Genomic DNA, 19,835 nt, shown 5'->3' on the forward strand with positions numbered 1-19,835 from the left:
GCGCTACGCGGCGTCTGCCGGGAAGTCGACCACCGCCCAGGTGGCGATCTCCCGCCACAGCTCCACGCCTTGGACGTGGTCGGGATGGCTGAGGTAGCTCTCGACGGCCTGGTGGTCGGAGAATCTGCCGATGACGGCGAAGTCGTAGCCGATGTCGCGGTCAGTTGTGTTGCGGCCGCACTCCCAGGAGAGGATTTCCGGGATGTGGACGGGGTGGCGCCGCGAGGCGCGTTCGGCCTGGAGGGCCCGGGGGTCATCCCAGGTGACTCCGGGGCGGAATTTGAACAGGACGACGTGGTTCAGCACGATGATGGTTCATTTCTGTGAGGCGAGCACAGCGCGGTGTACTGCGGGTTGATGTGACGGCCGTTGTTGTGGTCCTTGAGGGCGGCGTAGTAGTCCAGCCGTACGTCGGTCAGCGCGGTCTGGCCGGCCGTCATGGCGTGCTGGTCACGCTCCGCGAGGTCGCGCGGCGTCGTGGAAAGCAGTGATTCGGCGACGGCCGCCCGGGAGCGTAGGTCGGTCGCGGCGGTCCGGGACCAGATGTCGTACAGCGCCTCGGCGGCCCGTAACCGGTCGTCGGGGCGGGGCGCTCGGACGGCCAGGAGGAAGAGCAGCAGGCCGCACTGGAAGAGGTTCATCACGTCGGTACGATCGGCGGCCAGTGCCTCGATGCGGGCGACGAGTTGCCGCAGTGCTCCGGGACCCTCTCCGGCGCCGAACAGGACGGCCAGTGAGGTGATGACGCACTGGTAGACGTCGAGGTCCGGTGAGGCGCCGGGGAGGTGGGTTTCCCGGTAGCGCACCAGTTGGCCCACGTTCGGTCCCGGCATCACCCGCCCGATGGCGGGCGTGTCGCGGTAGGCATAGGTATCGCCGTAGCGCAGCGGCCCGTCGGGCGGCGGCTCCAGCAGGCACCGGAGGCTCTCCAGGGCGAGCTTGAGCAGATGGACGGCGGAGGACTCCCGTAAGAGGTAGCTGTGGTCCGCGTCGCCGGCGGCCGTGTCGAAGAGCAGACAGGCACCCAACTGGTGGACCAGTACCTCCAGTTGTTGTCGCGGGCCGATGTCGGGCGGTGCCGGGCGGCGGACGTCGAAGCTGCGGACGAGCGGCCGGTCCAGGCCGCACCACAGGTCGCGACCGTAGAGGGAGCCGACCCGGGGCAGATCGGACGCGGCGACGTACAACACCGTCACCTCCACGTCCGGGAAGCGGTGCGTGAGGTGTTCTTGGAGGGTGAACACACCGTGGTCCGCCGGGAGTTCGTCGTCAGTGACGGCCACGAGGTCCACGTCGGAGTGGAGCCGGTAGCGACCGTCGGAGCCCAGCGTGACGGAGGGTTCCTGCCGGGACAGGGAGCCGCTGAGATAGAGGTTGACGCCTTCAGCGCGGCAGTCGAGGAGGTAGCGCGCCGCCTCGGCGACATAGTGGTCCAGTTGCTCGGAGACCTGGGCACGCGCGGTGTGCGGGACGAAGCGCGATGCGGCGAACCAGTCGAAGTCCGGGCCGGTAGACATGGCGGAGGAATCCTTCGGGTGGTGAGGGGAGACCAGGCAGGGAACGGGGGCGCCGCGGGGTGCGGTGGCGAGCCGGTGCGCCTAGCGGGCGCGGTAGACGGCCTTCACCGCCGCCATGTCCCAGTCGGCCATACCCTCGTCGCAGGCACGGTTCAACTGCTGCTGGGCGCGCTGTGACACGAGCAGGGGCGGGGCGCCGCCCGGCCGCGCCCGCAGCGCGTACGCCAGGTCCTTTGACAGCGTTCCGACCGCGCACTCCACGTCGGTGAAGTGGGCTTCGGTCATGTTCCGGCCCTTGCTGGTGGCCACACCCGCCCCCCAGCCGTGCGCCGACAGGATGGCGGTGACGTGTGCCGGGGCCAGTCCCAGGGACTCCGCCAGGGACAGGGCCTCGGCCGCGGCTACCAGGATCGTGCCGCAGAGCATGTTGTAGACGAGCTTGAAGCCGACGGCTTCGGGGATGCCTCCCATACGGATCACCTTCTGGCCGATGGCCGAGAACACCGGTTCCAGGCGGTCGAGCACGATGTCTGCGCCACCTGCGAAGACGATCAGAGTGCCCGCCTCGGCTCCGGGCCGGCTGCCGGTCACAGGAGCCACCGCGGCCCCGGCGCCCCGTGCGGTGACGGCCTCGTGCCACTGCCGCGCCCACTCGGCGGAGAGCGTGGAGATCTCCACCCCTACACTCCCGTCCACCATCGTGGTGAGTGCCCCGTGCCGGCCGAGCCACACCTCGCGGCTGGCCGCGGCGTCGGCGACGACGGACAGCACGGCGTCCGCGCCCTCGGCTGCCTCGGCGGGGGTGGCACAGACGGTGTCCCGCGGCGTGGCAAGGCCGTCCAACCGGGCCCGTGTGCGGTTGTAGAGCCGCAGCGCATACCCGGCCTGCTGCAGATTGGCGATGATTCCCCGGCCCATGATCCCGGCGCCGAGTACGGCTACCGTCCGGATCCCGTTCATGGTGGTCACCTCCGGTCACCTGGCGCTTTTCGGCGCCCTGCCGTACAGGCACCAGATCATCGTCGGTCGGAACACCTTGACCGGGCGCAGCGGCTCGGTGCGCTCGACGACGTCGAGTGAGGCGATGCAGGCGTCTGCCCCATCCCTGGCGGCCAGTTGGGCGGCCAGTGGCTTGGCTCGTACGTAGGTGATGTCGGCCTGCGGCACGTACTCGCGGGCGAAGGCGAGCGTGGCGGGATGGACGGCGAGGGTGCGCACCTCGGAGACGTTGGCGACGCGCCGGGGGTTGAGGGCCACGCACATGTCCTTGGTGGGCTGCTCCCAGAGCGCCAGCAGCCGTAAGCGGCCCAGGTAGCTGAAGTGCAGGTCGACCCAGCTCTGTTGTATTCCGGACGGGTCGCGGTCCAGGTAGCCGGTCGGCACCAGTGCGCAGATGTCCCGGTTCCAGGCCCGTTCCATGGCCTGGCTGAAGGAGTCGGTGAGTTCGACGTGAGGGAAGTGCAGCTGGGCGGTGGCTTCGGCGTCGGTGCCTTGGGGACCCAACGTGACGACCGTCTCCGTGATGCCGCGGGGTGCGGTGGTGTAGGGCGAACCGGGACACGGGGCGGATTTTTCGGGAGGACAACAGAGTTGAGCCACCGGGTCGTTCCTTTCATGTGCTGTTCATCTTGCAGTCACCATGCGCGGTGGCCACTTCGGTAGAGTCCTGACCGAAGGCCGGGCAAGCCTTTCGGGCGAGTGACCGCCTGATGCGGTATCCGCGTATGGCGTGGAATGGCAGAGATTTACGGCAGAGGCGTACGACTGCACGGACCTGAAATCGCGTGTCCGAGCTGTGTGGACAGCGAAATCCGGACAGTCCGAGCAGAGTTCCAGAGATCTGGAAAAGCCCGTGGGCGGACGCGGGTCCTTCAGACTGCCACTGCGCTGAGCAGCCCGGTTTCCACCGGTTGCGCCTTCGCGAGCAGATTCACCAGAAGCGAGCGGCGGACCGCGGTCCGGGCGATGTCCTGCCAGTCCTGCGGCGAGCTGCCGGGTGGCGCGGGAGCGGGGTGCACCGCGCACACCACGTCCTGCAGCGGAACAGGCACGCTGGTGTCCACCTTGAGCAACCCGCGGATGTCGACGCGGGCTCGGGCGGCCACGTCCCAGGAGCACTCCACGCCCGTGTGCAGCAGCGCCTCGCGCCGGGCCAGCAGTGCCACCTCCGAGGCCAGCCCCATTAGGAGGTATTCCTGTGGGTTGGGGCCCCAGTCGACACCGGTGAGCTGCTTGGGCTGGTCCACCCGCAGCACGGGGGCGTGGGGGCCGTCCGCGCCGGTGGACTCGAACTGCGTACCGCTGACCCATCGCACCCGCCGGGTCAGCAACTGCGCGCCGGCGGTCGCGAGCGGGGGCAGCACGGCCTGCGGCGCCACGTCCTCGTCCGTCTCCCCGCCAAGGTCGAGCCGGACCGGCACCGGGTCGGTGAGGGTGCGGTGGTTGGGGCTGTGGCTACGCACCTGGTCGAGCACCTCGTGCAGGACAGCGGCGTCTGCCGCGCCCTCCGCCTCGATGCGGTAACCAAGGCCGGCCGGGGGGACGGTGAGATCGGAGCTGTCCGCGGCGGGCACGAAGGCGGCCCTGATCGTCAAGGCGAGGGATTCAAAGGTGATACCGCGTGCGCTTCCGCCGCCGACCATAGTCTTCAGCGAGCAGGCAGCCACAGCCGTGAGGGCCAGGTCAAGGGGGGTGGGTTCGTGTACCGAGCCCAGGGAGGCGCCCAGCGCATCGGGGGTGCGCACGTCGATGCGGAAGTCGCGGGCGGACTTGACGCTGCCGAGCAGCGCCGGTTCCGTGTGGGCGGTGACGCCGCGGGCCGGGGAGAAGCGTGCGCGGGCTCCGTAGCGGTACTGCGCCTCGCGCGGGTTCTCCCGTATTTCATGCGCCACCTCGCTGAAACCAGAGGTGTTGAAGCTGTTTCTCATGATGGCTCTCTTCCGGGTCAGAGGGCGTCGAGCGCCTGGCTCAGATCGTCGATCAGATCGGTGAGGCCCTCGATACCCACGGAATAGCGGATCAGTCCGGGGTGAATGCCGATCGCCTCGCGCTGAGCCTCGGTCAGAGAGCTGTGCGAGGTATTGGCAGGCATGCTCACCAGTGATTCGATGCCACCCAGGCTGGTTGCCGTATAAGGAATCCGTAGCCCGGCCGTCAGCTTCAACGCGGCCTCGTCCCCCCCCTCGCACCTGGAAGCTCACCATTCCACCGTATCCACCGTGCACATCTTCCCTGAGATAGCTGTAGGGATAATCGGCGAGTGAGGGGTGGTGCACTCGGACGACATTCGGGTGTCCGCTCAGGAAAGCCGCGATGCCCTCCGCATTGGCGTTCTGCGTACGCATGCGTATCGGAAGTGTCTTCATCCCGCGTTCCAGAAGGAAGCAGGAGAGCGGTTCCAGGGAGCCGCCGAAGCGGAGCGTCTGCGCCCAGATACGGTCCAGGAACTTCCGGCGACCGACCACACAGCCAGCGGTCAGATCACTGTGTCCGTTGAGGTATTTGGTCGCGCTGTGCACCACCAAATCGGCGCCCAAGTCCAACGGCTTCATGTTCACCGGCGAAAGAAATGTATTGTCCACGACGAGAAGGGCGTTGTTCTCGCGGGCGATACGGGAGATCTCGCGCAGCGGGGGTGCCTTGAGCAGAGGATTGGTCAGGCCTTCGAAGAACAGCAGCTGGGTTTCCGGGCGGACCGCCTGGGCGATGGCGGCAGGGTCGGCCGGATCGACGAAGGTCACCTCACGACCTGCCGACGGCATGTCCTCACGCAGCAGGTTGTAGGTGCCGCCGTACACGTCGTAGGCGGAGATGATGTGGCTGCCGCTGTTGGTCAGCGCATAAACGGTGGCGGCGGTCGCGCTCATACCGGACGAGGTGACCAGCGCGCTCTCCGCGCCTTCGAGGGCGGCCAGCTTCTCCTGCACCGACCATTGGGACGGGTTCCCGTAGCGCGTGTAGATGGGCACATCGCGGGTCGCGCCTTCCGAAAACGCCCGGTAACTGGCCTCGTCCAGAAGGAAGGTGCTCGTCTGGAAGACCGGTGTGCCGACGCTTCCGGTGACCGGGTCCCCGTATGTCCCGCTGTGCACGGCGAGGGTCGACTCATTTGCGTTACTGTCGAGTATGCGATGGTGCGGTGAGCGCGGCCCCGCGGTCCGCCGGCGATTGAGGTCGTTGAACCAGTTGACGTCGCCCGTCGGGGTGGGGTCAAAGCCAAGTGCTGCGCGACTTTCCTCGTGCAATGAATTTCCTACCCTATTGGGTGGCATAGGAGTTGGGTCATGACATACCCAATCCCAACCATGCCACCTTGCGGAATACCCCCGAGCCGTCGGTCACGTAGGGGTCGAAGGCATGGCGCAGGGAAAACCCTGAATACCTGCATATGGCAGGAGCCTCACTTTGAGTGACGCCCGCTGTCAACCACCTGATCCGTTTCAAGCCAATGGCACGATCGCTCCCTTCGGCTCCCGTTCCGCATCTCCGCACGGGCGACAGCGCGCGCCAACCAGTCGGAGCTGGCTTGTTCCTGATGGTTGATTCTTGGCCGGCGAACGCACGAGCGACTACGGTGATCGCGTCAGTTGATTGCACAGGCAGTAAACTCGCAGGCGTGACCTGTTGTGACAGTGGACCGTCAATTCCCAAGTCCCTGCCAATAAAAGGTCAAGCGGGTCATCTTCCACAAGTTCGAGAGCAGGTGTGCCGGTTGAAGGTTCTCATCGCGGGCGGGGCAGGTTTCATCGGGAGCACGGTGGCCTCCGCTTGCCTGGACAGCGGGATCGTTCCGGTGATCCTCGACAACCTGGTGACCGGTCGCAGGGAGTTCACCACCGACCGCATCTTTTACGAGGGCGACATCGCCGATGCGGCGCTCCTCGACGCTGTCTTCGCCGACCACCCCGACATCGAGGCGGCGATCGACTGTGCCGCTCTCATCGTCGTCCCCGAGTCCGTGGCGGACCCTTTGCGCTACTACACGGAGAACGTCGCCAAGGGCATCCAGTTCCTCGGCCATCTCCGGCGCAACAACTGCCGCCGACTGCTGTTCAGCGCCTCGGCCTCCATCTATGCCACCGGTGACGACTTCACGGTCGACGAGGGCTCCCCCGTCGACCCCCTGAGCCCGTACGCGCGCACCAAGGCCGTCTTCGAGACCGCGCTGCGCGACATCGCCGCGGCCGGCGAGATGCAGGTGGCCTCCCTTCGTTACTTCAACCCGATCGGTGCGGACCCCACGATGCGCACCGGCCTCCAGGTACGCCGCCCGACCCATGCCCTCGGCAAGATGGTCGAGGCGATGACCACCGGTGAGAAGTTCATGGTCACCGGTGTCGACTGGCCCACCCGGGACGGCTCGGGCATCCGCGACTACGTCCACGTATGGGACTTGGCTCAGGCGCACATCAAGGCACTGCGGCGCTTCGACGAACTGGTGGCTACCGGCGACACGCCTGGCTACCAAGTTGTTAACCTCGGCACCGGCACGGGCACCACCGTCCGGGAACTGCTCTCCGCCTTTGAAGCAGTCACCGGCCGCCCGCTGCCGTCGGTGGAGACCGGTCGCCGCCCCGGCGACAACGCCGGTTCCTACACCCGCAGCGAGCGGGCGGCCAAGCTCCTGGGCTGGCGCCCGCAGCACTCCCTCGAAGAGGGCATTCGCCACACGCTGCAGTGGTTCGAGCGCCGCGACCGCGTCCTGAGCGCAGGCGACTGACCGCTGCTCCCTTTCGGCATCCCGGCGGATGCGGTGGCAGGCGGCCCGGTCACCGTATCTCGGAGAGGAACCCAGTCCGTGTCCCCGCACACTCCCGAGATCCTGCCTCCGCACCCGCTCCGCCCGGACTACGACCGGTCACTGGGCGCGGACGACGTACACGCCCTGTTCCAGCGCCGGCTCGAACCAGCCAACTACACCACCCGGTACTTCACTGCGCTGGCAGCGCGCCTGGACAAGGAGCTCTCCCGGGCCCCGGACGACGACCAGCTCGCTTACGAACTCGCCTTCGTCCTCCTGCAGAACCGCGCCGATGCCGATGCGGTGCACCGGGCCCGTGACCTGCTGGACCGTGTCCGCACCGAGGCCATGGCCCGCCCCGGCGACGTCGCCCATCTGCGCGGCCTCGTCGCCTCGATCATCTCGCGCCTCGACGCGCCCGTGGCCGCCCAACACCGCATCGCTCGACGCGTCAACTGGTCCATCAACAACCGCTGCCCCATGGCATGCCGGGGCTGCTACAACCCCTTCGCAGAGGACCAGATCGGCCTGACCGAGGCCCGGGTCGTCGTCGACAAACTCGCCGCGCACGGCACCAGCGACCTGGTGCTCTCCGGCGGCGACCCGCTGCTGTGGCCGCCGATCTTCGACGTCATTGACCACGCACACCAGGCCGGGCTGAAGGTCGCCCTCGACACCACCGGCTACACCCTGACTCCGGAGACCATGGCCCGGCTCAGCGGCTCCCTCGCCTCGATCCGCCTGCCGCTGGACGGCAGCACCCCAGACATCCAACATGCCTTCCGGCGCAGCCGCGACCGTGACTTGGTCACCCGCTTCCGCCGCTCCCTGCAGCTGTGCGACGACGCCGGCTTCAACGCCGTCCGCGTCCACACCGTCGTCTCCCGCCCCAACCTCACCGACCTCGACGCCATCGCCGAGACCATCTTCAGTCATGCGTGCGTGCGGCAGTGGCTCCTCTTCCAGTGGTGGGGTCGCCGGGCCTCGAAGCGACTGACCGACGAACTTGCCGTACCTCTCGCAGAGGTGACGGCCGCGGCCCGGCGCCTCGGCGAGAGGTACCCGGACAAGGAGATCTACTGCGCATCCACCGACAAACGAGAACTGGTCAACTTCTTCATCCAGAGCAGCGGCCAAGTCGTGACACTCGCCTCCGGCTACATGGAGGAATTCATCGTCGGCCACATGCTGCACGACGACATGGACACCCTCGCCGCCAGCCCGGTGCTCGACTTCCCCGCGATCCACAGCGGCCTCCCGGTCACCATCGACAAGCCCGCTGCACAAGGGGACACGGGAGTGACTCATGAGCGGACCATGTCGCCTCCCGCGCGTCCGAGCGAAGAGAGACCTTGATCTAACTGCAGAACGCCTCGGTCTCGCTGTCGCCGACCATCAGCCCGAGAACCTCGCGCCCGCCGTCCTCGGCGATGCCGGTGGCGATGACGACGGCCTGGGAGACGATCTGATGGTTCACGCGGGCCTTGCGGTACGTCGCGTTCAGGTAGATGTAGGGAGAGCGGGTGTGGTCCAGTGGCAGGGTGCGGAAGGGGGTGAGCCTATCGTCCAGACCTCCGCGGATCCGCGAGACCTCGCTCTTGGAGATGCCGGTGTCTGGACCCAGGGCCTTGACCAAGTCGTCTACCGACCGCGTCGAGACGCCCGGCATGTACGACTCCATGATGACGGCGTACAGCGCCTGGTCGATACGGCGCCGACGCTCCTGAAGGCTGGGGAAGAAGCTGCCGGTCCGCACCTTCGGGATGGCCAGGTCCCGGCCGCCGGCCTGCGTGGTCAGCAGCTTCTCGCGATGCCCGTTGCGCCAGGTCCTGCGGGTGTTGGTGTGCTCGCCCGGCTCGGCGTCGATCGTCTCCGCCGCACGCGGTGACTCCATCAGGCGGAGTAAGCCGGACTGGGACAAGGCCATCGCGCTGCCTCTCACTTGGACGGACCTTCTTCGTCGAGAGTTGCGCGACGGCCGCCTCATGACCTGGGACCACGTAAAGATCCCCACTACAGGGCCCCGGACCCCTATCTCTGACCCCAGGTGCAAAGTAGCGGTGTCACGGATAGTCGACGCTCGCCGCGTCGTGATCTGTCTTCGGCGGCAATCGGTCACCGTCAGCACCACAGGACAGCAGCAGTGGCAGCGACTCCAGCCTGGGTATGTGGATCCAGCCCTCAGCCCGCGCGGCATCGAGCTCAGCGGGGCCGGGGCGGACCGTTAGTCCAAGGGCTGCAGCTCGTGCGGTCAGCGCACACACGAGCGCGTCGAAGGCATGCTCGTTCTCATAGGCCCGACGCGTCGCGGTGTCGCACAGCAGCCATGGCGCCGCGGTCAGCAACTCGTCCGTGCTCCGCCGGCCGTTGAAGAGATTCCAACGGTAGCGCGAAGCCTTCGGGTACACCTCACAAATCTGGCCCTCGCCCGCGCGGCCAACGTGACAGCCCAGGTTGTTGAGTTCGTCCTCAAGGTGCGCCCACCGCGCGACCATCGCGCCGATCCGGTCGAAAGGAGCAGGAAGCGGCGGACTGAGAGGACGAAGCTGGTCCCGCACCAGGCGGTCGGTCAGCCGGTAGCGCAGGTACTCTTTCCGGTAGTGCTCGCTATCCTGTCCACGGCCCGGCCACGCAGCGCCACCAAGGTGCGCACCCACCGCCCGCACGAATTCGGCCGGCCATCCGAAAGGTGTGTCGACGCCGGCTTGGTCGCCAGGGCCAAGGCCCGAGAGTTGATCAAGTAGCTCGCCGTCGGTGCACCTGAGCAAGGGCGGGGAAACCGTCGCCGTTCTGTCTCGCCACTCCACCATCGACACCGCAGTCCTGGAGCGGTCCGCCGACAAGTCGATCCCCACCGTGCGCATCCGCCCATGGTGACACGACTCTCGCCGTGACCGTTTACTGGTGAAGACGGATCACGACACACCCTGCCTTGCATCCGAGGCCGGAGGAACCCGGAGCCGCTACGCCCCGGCGATAGCCGCCGCGGTGGCCGCCACTGGTATCGCCACCGTCACAGCGGTAACAAGGACGCCAAGCCGGCCGACGTGGACAAGGCGCTGACGGACGGCGCCACCTCCGACAAGATCAGCAACCCGGGCCAGGGCACGCCCAACAAGCTGCTGAAGATCGTGAAGTAGTCGGCTTCTGTCGCTCAGCACCGCACGCCGGCCGTCGCGCTCTCCCCCACGGGGCGCGGCGGCCGGCGCCGTTGTGCGACGAGCCGGCAATTCACCTTCCCCTGCGCAGAGTTATCCACAGGAGGCTTCCTCCGGAACCGGTGGCGGGGTGCTGCGACTACCGTCGGTGACATGCACGGAGGACTGCCGTTCATCGGCATCAGCACCATCATCTACGGCGCGATCGGCATCGTCTGCGTCGTGGTCAGCGCGATCCGCAGGACAGGGGGAAGCTCATCATGCACACCGTCACCGTCATCGTTCCCGCTCACAACGAAGAAGAGGGCCTTCCGGCCACGCTGGAATCCCTCGCGCGGCAAACCGTCCCGCCCGACCGGATCCTGGTCGTGGACGACGGCTCCACGGACCGCACCGGAGAAGTCGCCGCATCGCACGGAGTGACCGTGCTGCGCCCGCCGCACCGCCTCGGCAGCAAGGCCAGGGCGCAGAACCACGCACTGCCGCACTGCACCACCGACCTCGTCCTGGCCGTCGACGCGGACACCGTCCTCGCCCCGGACTACCTCGCCCGGATCCTCCCGGTCTTCGACGACCCCGATGTCACGGTCGCGGCGGGCACCGTCCGCACCCGCTACACCCGCACGGTGTGGGAACGCGGACGCTCCACGGAGTATCTGTTCGGCTTCCACTGGCAGCGGCCCATCCAGGCCCGCGCCAACAGCCCCATGGTGTGCTCGGGTTGCTGCTCGGTGTTCCGCCGCGACACGCTGACCGCCTTCGGCGGTTTCCCCGAGCGGACCATCGTCGAGGACATGGACTACACCTGGTCCCAGCAGATCGCGGGCAGACGTGCGGTCTACGTCTCCGAGGCGGTCGCTCTGGCCGCCGACCCCGAGGACCTCACCTATCTGCGGAAGCAGGTCTGGCGCTGGATGGCCGGCTTCTGCCAGAACGTCCGGCTGCATCTGGGGCAGTTGATCCTGCGCAAACCTCTGCTGGCGCTCTGGGTGCTGCTCGCCCTGTTCGAGATTCTCACCGCGCCCCTCTGGTTGGCCACCCCGTTCCTGATCGTCGCGACCGGCGGTGCGTCGGTCCTGTCCGCCCTTGTCTGGTGGGCCGGTGCCGATCTGCTCCTGACCGCACCACCGCTGGTGTATGCCGCTCGCCGCCGCCAACTCCCGCTGGTCGGCGTGTTGGTGAACATTCCCTGCGTCTATGCCACCAAGGCCGTCAACCTCGTCTATGCCTGGAAGGCCCTTGTGGTGGAACTGGTCCTGGTGCCGCTGCATCTCGCCCGGGGCCTGACGGTTTACGAGAAGGGGCGGGCGGACACCCCGCGGGGAGGGGAGGCGGCCATGGCGGTGTGAAGGGGCCGGTGCCGGTGCCGGTGCCGGCAGCGCGTCGGTTGCCGAACGGGGGCTCGGCCGTGCCGTGTTGAGTGCTTGGTGTCGATCGAGGCGGTCGGCTCCGCCGGGTTGCCTCAGGCGGCCTGCGGTGCCGAGTCGCCGCGGGTGCTTGCGCGGACGGTCTGGTCGTAGCGTCGGAGAAGGAGCCGGGCCAGTTCGGGGGCGGGGCCGAGGACTGGGGCGAGGATGTCGGCGCGGGCTTCGCGGGCGCCGGTGGCGATGCGGTCGGGGAGGAAGCCGGGGGCGATGACGTAGGGGGCGACGGCGACCCGTTGGATGCCCTCGGCTCGCAGGGCCCGTACGGCGTCGGCTGTGCGGGGGAGGGATGCGGAGGCGAACGCAGGTCGCACGGCGCACCATTGGGCGGTGCGCTGCCACTCCCGCGCGGTTTCAGCGATCACTGCGATCGCCTCCGGGTCTGAGGAGCCCGCTGCGGCCAGGACGATTCCGGTCGAGCGGTGGTCGCCGGGCCGTAGCCCGGCTTCCTCCAGCCGGCGCTCCAGGGCGTCGGTCAGGAGGCGGGAGGGGCCGAGTACTTCGGCCTGGTGGAGGGTGAGTTGGGGCAGCCGCGCGGCGGTCTCCCGCAGCACCGCGGGGATGTCGGACTTCGCGTGAAAGGCGCGGGTGAGGAGGAGCGGCAGCGCCACCACATTCCGCACCCCCTCGGCTGGAAGGCAGGTCACCGTTCCATCCAGCTGCGCCGACCGGTGTGGCCGTCGAGCGGCCACCACGCCGGAGCTGAAGGTCCGCGCTCTTCCAACTCCTCGAGGACCGCGGTGGCTACGGGAACCTCTTGGGCAAACTGCTCGGTCATCGGGTGCTCATCCACCATCGCACGCAGGTCCGCGACCCGATGGGGGAGGGCCCTCGGACCGGCGCCGGTCAGGATGAAAAGAAGCCGGGGGAAGACGGGGCAGGAGCCCTGCCAGGCGCGCAGCCGTGCCAAGTCCGCGGCACTGCGTCGGCCGACGAGAGGAACGTGATCGTAGAATCCGCGCGTAAGCGATCACCTTCGATGCGAGCCGCTCGGAAGACTCGGTTGCCCGGTCGACCTCGACGAGAGCGCGGAGCATGGCACGCGTAGGTGGGGTCTGGGTGTACCGCAGCAGGCCATCAGCGATCAGCACGCGGTGGTCTCCGCCGCTAGCACAGTTGTGGATCGGATGGGCCATTTCCGGGGTCCAGTCCGAGGCCGTGACCTCGTCGCCCCGTCGCCGCGCATCTTCGACGAACGCCAGCGCCGTCCGCGTCACGGCCAGCGAGTGGGCACTGCGTGCCCCCAGCGCCGTGTGCCGACGAAGGCGCCGCCCTGCGAACTCGGGCCAGCTGGCGACGTTCCGGGCGCCCTGATCGGTAAGCGACCAGATGCTAGGGCAGCGAGCCGGGGTGACGCTGTGGACCAGACCGAGCCCTCGAAGATCACGAAGGCAACGCCGCAGATACCTCAGTTCAGGCGGAGGCGCCAGCAAGCGACGCAACTGCTCCGTCTCCGCGGCACGGTGCACGAACAGCGCAGCCAGTGCCTGTTCCCGCACCGGAGCTGCGCGGCGGGATGAAGCCGTGGAGGAGGGGTGGGCATCAAGGCTCCCGGGCGTGGAAGAGCCCGCGGCGAAGGGGCCGCGGGGAGGGCTGGGAACCCTCGCTTTCAGTTCACCTGGGGCCTCTCACCACTGCGCCCCGCCCCGGTTACGGAACGATCACACCAGTACTTACCAGCACATGCCGACAGCGTGGGGCGGCCCCCCCAACTTCCCAGAGGAGTGTGGCAAGCTCACGAGGCGTAGAGGCTCCCCGGTGCCAGTATGGGCACATGAGCGGCGTGCCGGGTGTGAGTGGTTACGCCTGGTGATGTTGCTCGGGTTCACCGTCGAGGTCTTTCCGGGCTCCCGGGCCGCCTGGCTTCGCAGAGTCAGCGACTGCAACTCGCGGGCCCGTGACTCCGATTCCCGGGAGTTACGGGCCCGCTCCCTCGAACACTGCCCTCCCCGCCAGCGGCGCCCCTCGTGCCGTCAAGAGGCGTTCTTCAGAAGGCCGGACAGCATGTAGCTGACGACCTGGGAGGCTTCACGGCCGGCCTGTTCGTAGTCGTCTGCGAGCGCCAGTGATGTCGCCGCCTCGCACAGCGTCCCGAAGATCACTGTGCCGGCCATGTTGACCGAGACGTCCTGGAGTTCGCCACGGGCCTTCAGCTGCTCCAGAATCCCCAGCACCAAAGGGAGCGCCAGCTCGTCATCGATCTCGCGGCAACGCTGGACGCCGAGCACGCCTGCGGACTGCCGCAGCAGCGACCTCTTCCGCGCGTCGGCGACATAGCCGCCCAGGAAGCTCTGTACGGCGGTCGCGGCAACCAGCCACGGCGATTGCTCCTTCTCGTCGCCTTCCGCCGCCGCGAGTTGTTCCCGGACGTGCGCGAGAACCTCTTCCTGACTGGCCCGGAACACCTCGTCGAAGACGGCCCGCTTGTCGGAGAAGTGGTGATACACGGCGCCCTTGCTGACGCGTGCCGCAGTGGCGATGTCGTCGATGGACGTGACATCGAAACCCTTCTCCGCGAAGAGCTCCGCGGCCTCTTCGAGCAACGCGGCACGCGTCAGCGCGGCGTACTCGGCACGCCGTGACTTGACTCCCATATGACCTCCAAGAATACTGACCGACCGCGAGTCACCGACTTCGAGTCGGTCAAAGACTTAACGTCTTTCATTATCCAGCGTTCCAGCCAACTCCTCCACCGTAAGGCTGCACATGACTCCGCAGACCTCCTCCCCACCGCCCCCAGGCGGCCTCGCAGCCCGAACCTCCCGCATGATCGGGAAGGGGCGCTGGCCCCTGCTGGCGCTGTGGCTGATAGCCCTGGCGATCGGTGGGCTCGGCGCCTCGTCGATCGCCAACTCGCTGAGCGGCGGCGGTTGGTACGTCTCCGGCTCCGCCTCGGCCAAGGCCGCGCACCAGCTCGACCACGGCTTCAAGGGGCGGGGCAAGACCACCGTCACCCTCGTCATCCATGACAAGCTCCACACCACCGACAGCTCGCAGTTCGCGGAGCGGGCCCGTGACGTCGCCCGATACGTCGGGGCGGATGAGGCCCTGAAGGTCACGGATGCCCATGGATGGACCACGCTCAACTCCCAGAACCGGTCCCCGTACGCCGGCGACGACCATCGCACGGCCATCGACTCGCTGGCCCTCGACCTCGACGACGGCACCGCGCGCCGCGAACTCCCCAAGATCCAGAAGGAGCTGACGGGACAATTCGAGGGCAAGGGGCTTGAGGTCTCCCTCGTCAGCCCTTCCTCGTTCTGGGGTGAGGTCAACACCCTCAGCCAAGAGGGCCTGACCAAGGCAGAGCTGATCACGATGCCTTTGATCATCGTGATCCTGCTGCTGCTCTTCCGGAGCGTCGCCGCGGCTCTGGTATCGCTCGCGGTCGGGGTTTCCGCGATCGTCTTCACGCTGGGCCTGCTGGCACCGATCTCCCAGCACTACGAACTGTCGGTGTTCGTGGAGAACGCGGCCACCATGCTGGGGCTGGGCGTCGGAGTGGACTACTCGCTCTTCATGATCACCAGATTCAAGGAGCAGCTCGCCAAGGGGCAGAGCGTCGAATCCGCCGTCGCCGCCACCCTGCGCACTTCCGGGCACACCGTCATCGCCTCCGGCGTAACCATCGTCCTGGCGATGTGCACCCTGTTCCTCATCGACCTCAACGTCATCTTCTCCCTGGCGCTCGGCGCCACCGTGGTCGTCGCCTTCTCCGTGCTGACCGCGGTCCTCTTCCTGCCGGTTCTGCTGCACATCCTCGGAGACCGGATCAACGCCGGCCGCATACGCCTCCCCCGACGCCGACCGCGCACGGATACGGCAGGAGGTGAGGAGTCCAGCCGCTGGTACCGCATAGCCATGAAGGTCATGGCTCGACCGGTACTCTTCCTCGCCGCGACCAGCACCGCTCTCCTGGCACTGGCCGCGCCGGCCGCGCAGCTGCGCACCTTCTCCCCGGACGCCCGGATTCTCCCGGGTACCTCGCAAGTCCGGGTCGGCTACGACCACGTACAGGACGCTTTCGGAGTCGGCACCACCTCGCCCATCCAGGCAGTCGTCACATCGAAGAAGCCCCTCGACACGCCGACCCAGGCAGACACGCTGACCAAGTTCAACGACCGCCTGGAGAAGCTCCCCCACGTCGATCGGATCGACTCGGCTCTGCCCGCGCTGAAGACGGTCTCCCCCAAAGCGCCCTTCGCGGCTCTCGACGACACCGTCATGGACCGGCTGCCCGACGACGCCCGCAGCACGATCCGCCACTATGTCGCTGCCGACAACCGGACCGTCGTCTTCGAAATCATCCCGGACACCAAGGCATCCAGCGACGCCGCACGGAACCTGCTGACGCGCGTCCAGGACGAGGCAAACAAGCTCCCGGCCTCTCTCGATGCCGTGATCGGCGGCGAGACCGCCGAGGGAATCGACTCCAACCGCGTCATCGAGGATGGTCTGCCGCAGGTCATCCTGGCCATGCTGGCCGCGGTGTACGTCGTACTGCTGCTGACCTTCCGGTCACTGCTGCTGCCGCTCAAGGCCATCGCCATGAACCTGCTGTCGATCGCCGCGACCTACGGCGTCCTCGTGCTCGTCTTCCAGCGCGGCATGGGAACCGGGCTCCTCAACTTCGAGCGGACGAACTATCTGCAGAACTTCGTCCCCGTGCTGTTGTTGGCGCTACTGTTCAGCCTCAGCACCGACTACGAAGTCTTCCTCCTCGACCGAGTTCGCGAAGAGTACAAGGCAACCGGAGACAACACGGTATCCGTGGCCCGCGGCCTCACCCGCACCGCGCCCCTCATCTCAGGCGCCGCACTGCTGATGGTCGCCGTCTTCGGGGCCTTCGGCTTCGCCGGCATCGTCCCCATCCAGCAACTCGGATTCGGCATGGCGGTCGCCATCCTCCTCGATGCCACCCTCGTGCGACTCCTGCTCGTACCGGCGTCCATGCGCCTCATGGGCCGCTGGAACTGGTGGCTCCCGGGTCGACGCAACGCCACCCGACCGCAGGAGCCGACGGCCTCAGGCACGAGCACGCACCCCGAACGAGAAACCATCACTCAGTGAGAGGCACGGCATGGTGTTGATCGTCTTCGCACTGCTTCTCCTGGGGACCTTCCTAGGGCCCGTCGCCCATCTCCCGCTCCCCGTCAGCGTGGTTGCCGGCTCCCTTATCGCCGCCTGGCTGCTCACCTTCCTGGTGCGTGAGCGCCTCTCCGGACGCTGCGAAGGAGATACGTGACGTGCAATCGACTGCTCCGGAAATGACCAAATCGGCCAGCACAGCCGGGAAGCAGGCAAGTACCCAGGACGCCGACGGCATGGCCGTAGCGTCCTTCATACTCGGACTTCCGGGCCTACTGGTAGCAAACATCTTCCTTGGCCCCACCGCCATCGTGTTAGCCGCCATTGCCCTACGCCGTGGCACGTCACGGCGAGGACGCGCCTGGTTCGGCATGGCACTCGGCCTGATCGACCTAGCCGTTTTGGCGATCCTGATCACCGCCGACGGAACTCTCTCCTGGAGCCCATGAAGGCTGTCAGGCAGAACGGACAAGCAGTGGGGGCCGCCCCAAGTGGGCGGTCTCCCAACAGCCTGACGGAGGACGAGGTGACAGCGGCCACGAGAGCTGGGACAGGCGGTCAACCGAGTGGCGGCACAAGCAACCGCGTACCTTCGTCGGTCGCGCTGGTCTTGGTGATGAGACTCAGGCCGAGTGGCGTACAGGTGTGCCAGACCGCTTGGCCTTCACGTTGGCTGACGACCAGACGGGCCTGCCGCAGTGCCTTGGTGTGTTCGGAGACAGAGGACTTGCTGATGCCCAGTTCCCGCGCCACGTCGGTGGTGGTGCGCTGCCGGGTGAGCAGAGCCAGGATCGAGGCGCGGGTGCAACCCAGGAGGGTGGATACCGGATCTGTCGCCGATGGTTCCTCCAGCAGCGGCAGCGGAGTCACCGCCGGGTAGACCAACAGGGCGGGACCGTGCGGATAGACGCCGACCAATGGCCGGCCGGTCCAGAACGCCGATGGCAGCAGGGTGAGGCCGCGCCCTGCCAGTTGGATCTCGCGGTCCTCGGGAGAGTCGATTTCCAGAACGACGCCACGCCAACGGATTCCCTGGGAGAGACCGGCCACCATCGCGCGGATTCCGTGCCGGGCAAGGATCTGGCCGCGCCATGCCTGCTCCGCGTCGAAGCCGGCGGTGATCCGGTCCCAGGCGGGGGCGAGGAGACCGGTGTACCCGGCGCGCACGGCGACTTGAAGGACCTGCCAAGCATCGTGGTCCTGCTGGGCGAGATGGGTTGTCCACGAGGTCTGCGGACGGCTGGCGGTGCACACTCGTTGCAGGTCAGCCCGTACGAAGGCGGCAGGACTCGACCGGACCTGGTCGAGGCCGTCGCCGAGCCCCCGGCTGAGGGGGTCAAGGAACAACGGACCTCGGCCTGTTGCAGGTACGAGTTCCAGCAGAGGGCGCGCGGCAGGGGGGAAGGTCCGCAGCGTGCGCCGCCGCCATCGCGTGAAGACCGGGCCGATGTCCTCTCGTTGCAGCATGGCAGTGGCGAGGACCAGTTCCATGAGCGGTGCCGGCGTCGGCACCAAAGTGACCTGCAGAAGGTCATCCAGCGTGAAGTGCACGCGAAGCATTGGCCTCTCCCGTGGCAGCCGGTCCCAGACCACGCCGGAGCTGCACTGTTCGGACAGGGCCGAACCCTTTGCGGCGCCTTGGGCCGGGCACTGACCATATGGGCTGTAGCGAGCATGCCGAGTCTCGGCCATCCGACGCGGGACAAGGAAGGCGTAGACCAGACACGTCGGTGCCTGGAGCGACCTGGGGGTGGCGGGCCCCGTCACGTGGGCACGCACGTACCACACCGCTGCTCAAGCCCAGCGCAAGCACGAGCCACAGAGCAAGCACAGATGGAGGGGATATGAAGAAGGCGAAGCGCGCCGCCATGACACTGGCGTTGGCAGGCATGGTTCTGGGGGGCGTCGTCACCGTGGCCGGTCCCGCCCAGGCCTCCGGCAGATCCGGACCGTGCCACACCTGGCACGATGGCCACACGGCGGGCGGTTGGTGCGACGGAAGAGGGCCAGATTACGCCTACCAGACCCAAGCTGAGTGCCTGTCGAACGGCAGCCCGGGCCAGCTCTACATGGAGTTCGGGCCTACCCGTTGGTTCGGTGACCGGCGTCAGTCCTACGCCTACTGCGCTCCTGGCAGGTTGTACGCGGCATGGCTCTACGAGTACTACAAAGGGAAGCTCTTCCACTACGTCCGTATCGACTAGGTCGTGTCTCGCGTCGTGATCAATCTGCGGGATTCGCTCTTGCGGCGGGGCCTGGACCCGTAGATCTTCTTGCGCGAGGCAAAGGTCAACTGACCGACGAGGAAGGGGAGTTCATTGGGTCGTACTTGCCGGTCGGCGAGTACGACCCTGCCCCGAGCGGCTGCGGCAGCAGTTCGAGGGCGTGATCTGGCGGTTCAAGACCGGCGGGCGGTGGCGGGAGATGCCGCAGGAGTTCGGCCCCTGGTCGACCGTCCACAACCGTTTCCGGGCAGTGGCGTGACGCCGGCGTCTTCGAGGCCCTGCTGGAGGGCCCGATCGCGGAAGCCGCGAAGCGGGGTGGGGCGGACTTGTCCCTGGTCAGCATGCCCGGCCTCGTCGACCCCTCGGCGAGGCCGGGATCTTTCCGCCTCGTTTCGTGAGGAGTCACGTCATGGGTTCAGCACGCCCCCGAGCACTGGTGACGGGAGTCTCCCGAAGCATTGGCGCCGCCCTCTCACGCGGCCTCGCGCCCACACACGACCTGCTACTCGGTGGTCGCGATACCCGTGCACTTGACGCACTTGCTCACCAGTTGCCGGGCCGCGTGTTGCCCTGGGACTGACCTGGCCGGCCCGCAGGGACTCGTACAAGCGGCATCCGGGATCGATCGACTGGACGTTCCGGTGCACAACTCGGCCACCGCACAGCCGGGCCCCTCGCCGTCA

General features: G+C 67.5%; 17 protein-coding genes and 3 pseudogenes. 8 read left to right on the forward strand and 12 right to left on the reverse strand.

All coding sequences use genetic code 11. The annotated features are described in order from the left end of the window. Positions 1–3: 3 nt before the first annotated feature. From RZ84_RS27830 to RZ84_RS27855, 7 genes and pseudogenes are all read right to left on the reverse strand, one after another. On the reverse strand, positions 4–306 hold the full coding sequence (locus RZ84_RS27830; protein WP_043266811.1) for a Dabb family protein: 303 nt from the start codon (positions 304–306) through the stop codon (positions 4–6). Next, positions 300–1,517, reverse strand: coding sequence for a hypothetical protein (locus tag RZ84_RS27835; protein ID WP_043266814.1), 1,218 nt, complete (start codon positions 1,515–1,517; stop codon positions 300–302). Before RZ84_RS27835 ends, RZ84_RS27830 begins: the two co-directional genes overlap by 7 nt. Positions 1,518–1,598: 81 nt before the next feature. Then, entirely contained in the window at positions 1,599–2,477 is an 879-nt protein-coding gene (locus RZ84_RS27840; protein WP_052230186.1) for an NAD(P)-dependent oxidoreductase, read from the reverse strand. Between the two features lie 15 nt (positions 2,478–2,492). Continuing rightward, a complete protein-coding gene (locus RZ84_RS27845) occupies positions 2,493–3,020 on the reverse strand; it encodes a hypothetical protein (RefSeq protein ID WP_052230187.1) in 528 nt (175 codons plus the stop codon). A gap of 368 nt (positions 3,021–3,388) precedes the next feature. After that, the gene (locus RZ84_RS27850; RefSeq protein ID WP_043266816.1) at positions 3,389–4,444 is read right to left on the reverse strand and encodes an OsmC family protein; all 1,056 of its coding nucleotides are present in this window, start codon (positions 4,442–4,444) and stop codon (positions 3,389–3,391) included. Positions 4,445–4,461: 17 nt separating this feature from the next. Continuing rightward, entirely contained in the window at positions 4,462–4,680 is a 219-nt protein-coding gene (locus RZ84_RS41815) for a PLP-dependent transferase (protein ID WP_241778099.1), read from the reverse strand. Between the two features lie 73 nt (positions 4,681–4,753). Further along, positions 4,754–5,788: pseudogene (locus RZ84_RS27855) on the reverse strand (aminotransferase class I/II-fold pyridoxal phosphate-dependent enzyme); the annotation flags it as partial. Between the two features lie 440 nt (positions 5,789–6,228). Between RZ84_RS27855 and galE the strand changes: the two are divergent. Together galE and RZ84_RS27865 are read left to right on the forward strand one after the other, a co-directional pair. Next, complete coding sequence (galE, locus tag RZ84_RS27860) at positions 6,229–7,236, forward strand: UDP-glucose 4-epimerase GalE (protein WP_043266818.1); 1,008 nt, start codon at positions 6,229–6,231, stop codon at positions 7,234–7,236. A 78-nt stretch (positions 7,237–7,314) separates the two neighbouring features. After that, positions 7,315–8,613 carry a radical SAM protein gene (locus RZ84_RS27865; protein WP_043266820.1) on the forward strand — a complete coding sequence of 433 codons (1,299 nt, stop codon included), beginning with the start codon at positions 7,315–7,317 and terminating at the stop codon, positions 8,611–8,613. A gap of 19 nt (positions 8,614–8,632) precedes the next feature. Here RZ84_RS27865 and RZ84_RS27870 read toward each other — a convergent pair. After that, positions 8,633–9,151: pseudogene (locus tag RZ84_RS27870) on the reverse strand (transposase); the annotation flags it as partial. A gap of 169 nt (positions 9,152–9,320) precedes the next feature. Beyond that, positions 9,321–10,121, reverse strand: a complete 801-nt coding sequence (locus RZ84_RS27875; RefSeq protein WP_078894258.1) for a DUF429 domain-containing protein — start codon at positions 10,119–10,121, stop codon at positions 9,321–9,323. Between the two features lie 554 nt (positions 10,122–10,675). On the opposite strand from RZ84_RS27875, the gene RZ84_RS27880 reads away from it, so the two are divergent. Then, positions 10,676–11,764 carry a glycosyltransferase family 2 protein gene (locus RZ84_RS27880; RefSeq protein ID WP_043266822.1) on the forward strand — a complete coding sequence of 363 codons (1,089 nt, stop codon included), beginning with the start codon at positions 10,676–10,678 and terminating at the stop codon, positions 11,762–11,764. Positions 11,765–11,877: 113 nt separating this feature from the next. Here RZ84_RS27880 and RZ84_RS27885 read toward each other — a convergent pair whose 3' ends face one another. Further along, positions 11,878–12,498: a sirohydrochlorin chelatase gene (locus RZ84_RS27885; protein ID WP_347232811.1), complete on the reverse strand. Its 621-nt coding sequence runs from the start codon at positions 12,496–12,498 to the stop codon at positions 11,878–11,880. A 1,314-nt stretch (positions 12,499–13,812) separates the two neighbouring features. Further along, positions 13,813–14,433, reverse strand: a complete 621-nt coding sequence (locus RZ84_RS27895) for a TetR/AcrR family transcriptional regulator (protein WP_043266824.1) — start codon at positions 14,431–14,433, stop codon at positions 13,813–13,815. Between the two features lie 172 nt (positions 14,434–14,605). Between RZ84_RS27895 and RZ84_RS27900 the strand changes: the two genes are divergently transcribed. Genes RZ84_RS27900 through RZ84_RS27910 form a run of 3 tightly spaced genes read left to right on the forward strand, consistent with a single transcriptional unit; the run spans position 14,606 to position 17,376 of the window. Further along, positions 14,606–16,909 carry an MMPL family transporter gene (locus RZ84_RS27900; RefSeq protein ID WP_043266826.1) on the forward strand — a complete coding sequence of 768 codons (2,304 nt, stop codon included), beginning with the start codon at positions 14,606–14,608 and terminating at the stop codon, positions 16,907–16,909. Positions 16,910–16,919: 10 nt separating this feature from the next. Continuing rightward, a complete protein-coding gene (locus RZ84_RS39950) occupies positions 16,920–17,084 on the forward strand; it encodes a hypothetical protein (RefSeq protein ID WP_043266828.1) in 165 nt (54 codons plus the stop codon). Positions 17,085–17,106: 22 nt separating this feature from the next. After that, the gene (locus tag RZ84_RS27910; protein ID WP_043266830.1) at positions 17,107–17,376 is read left to right on the forward strand and encodes a hypothetical protein; all 270 of its coding nucleotides are present in this window, start codon (positions 17,107–17,109) and stop codon (positions 17,374–17,376) included. 109 nt (positions 17,377–17,485) lie between these two features. Here RZ84_RS27910 and RZ84_RS27915 read toward each other — a convergent pair whose 3' ends face one another. After that, positions 17,486–18,478 carry an ArsR/SmtB family transcription factor gene (locus RZ84_RS27915; protein WP_157878912.1) on the reverse strand — a complete coding sequence of 331 codons (993 nt, stop codon included), beginning with the start codon at positions 18,476–18,478 and terminating at the stop codon, positions 17,486–17,488. A gap of 293 nt (positions 18,479–18,771) precedes the next feature. Here RZ84_RS27915 and RZ84_RS37140 point away from each other — a divergent pair, with 293 nt between their 5' ends. Next, positions 18,772–19,131: a hypothetical protein gene (locus RZ84_RS37140; RefSeq protein WP_078894268.1), complete on the forward strand. Its 360-nt coding sequence runs from the start codon at positions 18,772–18,774 to the stop codon at positions 19,129–19,131. 89 nt (positions 19,132–19,220) lie between these two features. Then, positions 19,221–19,496, forward strand: a pseudogene (locus RZ84_RS41820) (transposase); the annotation flags it as partial. Positions 19,497–19,835: the final 339 nt, after the last annotated feature.

The organism is Streptomyces sp. CT34 (assembly GCF_000805335.1).
In the GTDB taxonomy this organism is placed as follows: domain Bacteria; phylum Actinomycetota; class Actinomycetes; order Streptomycetales; family Streptomycetaceae; genus Streptomyces.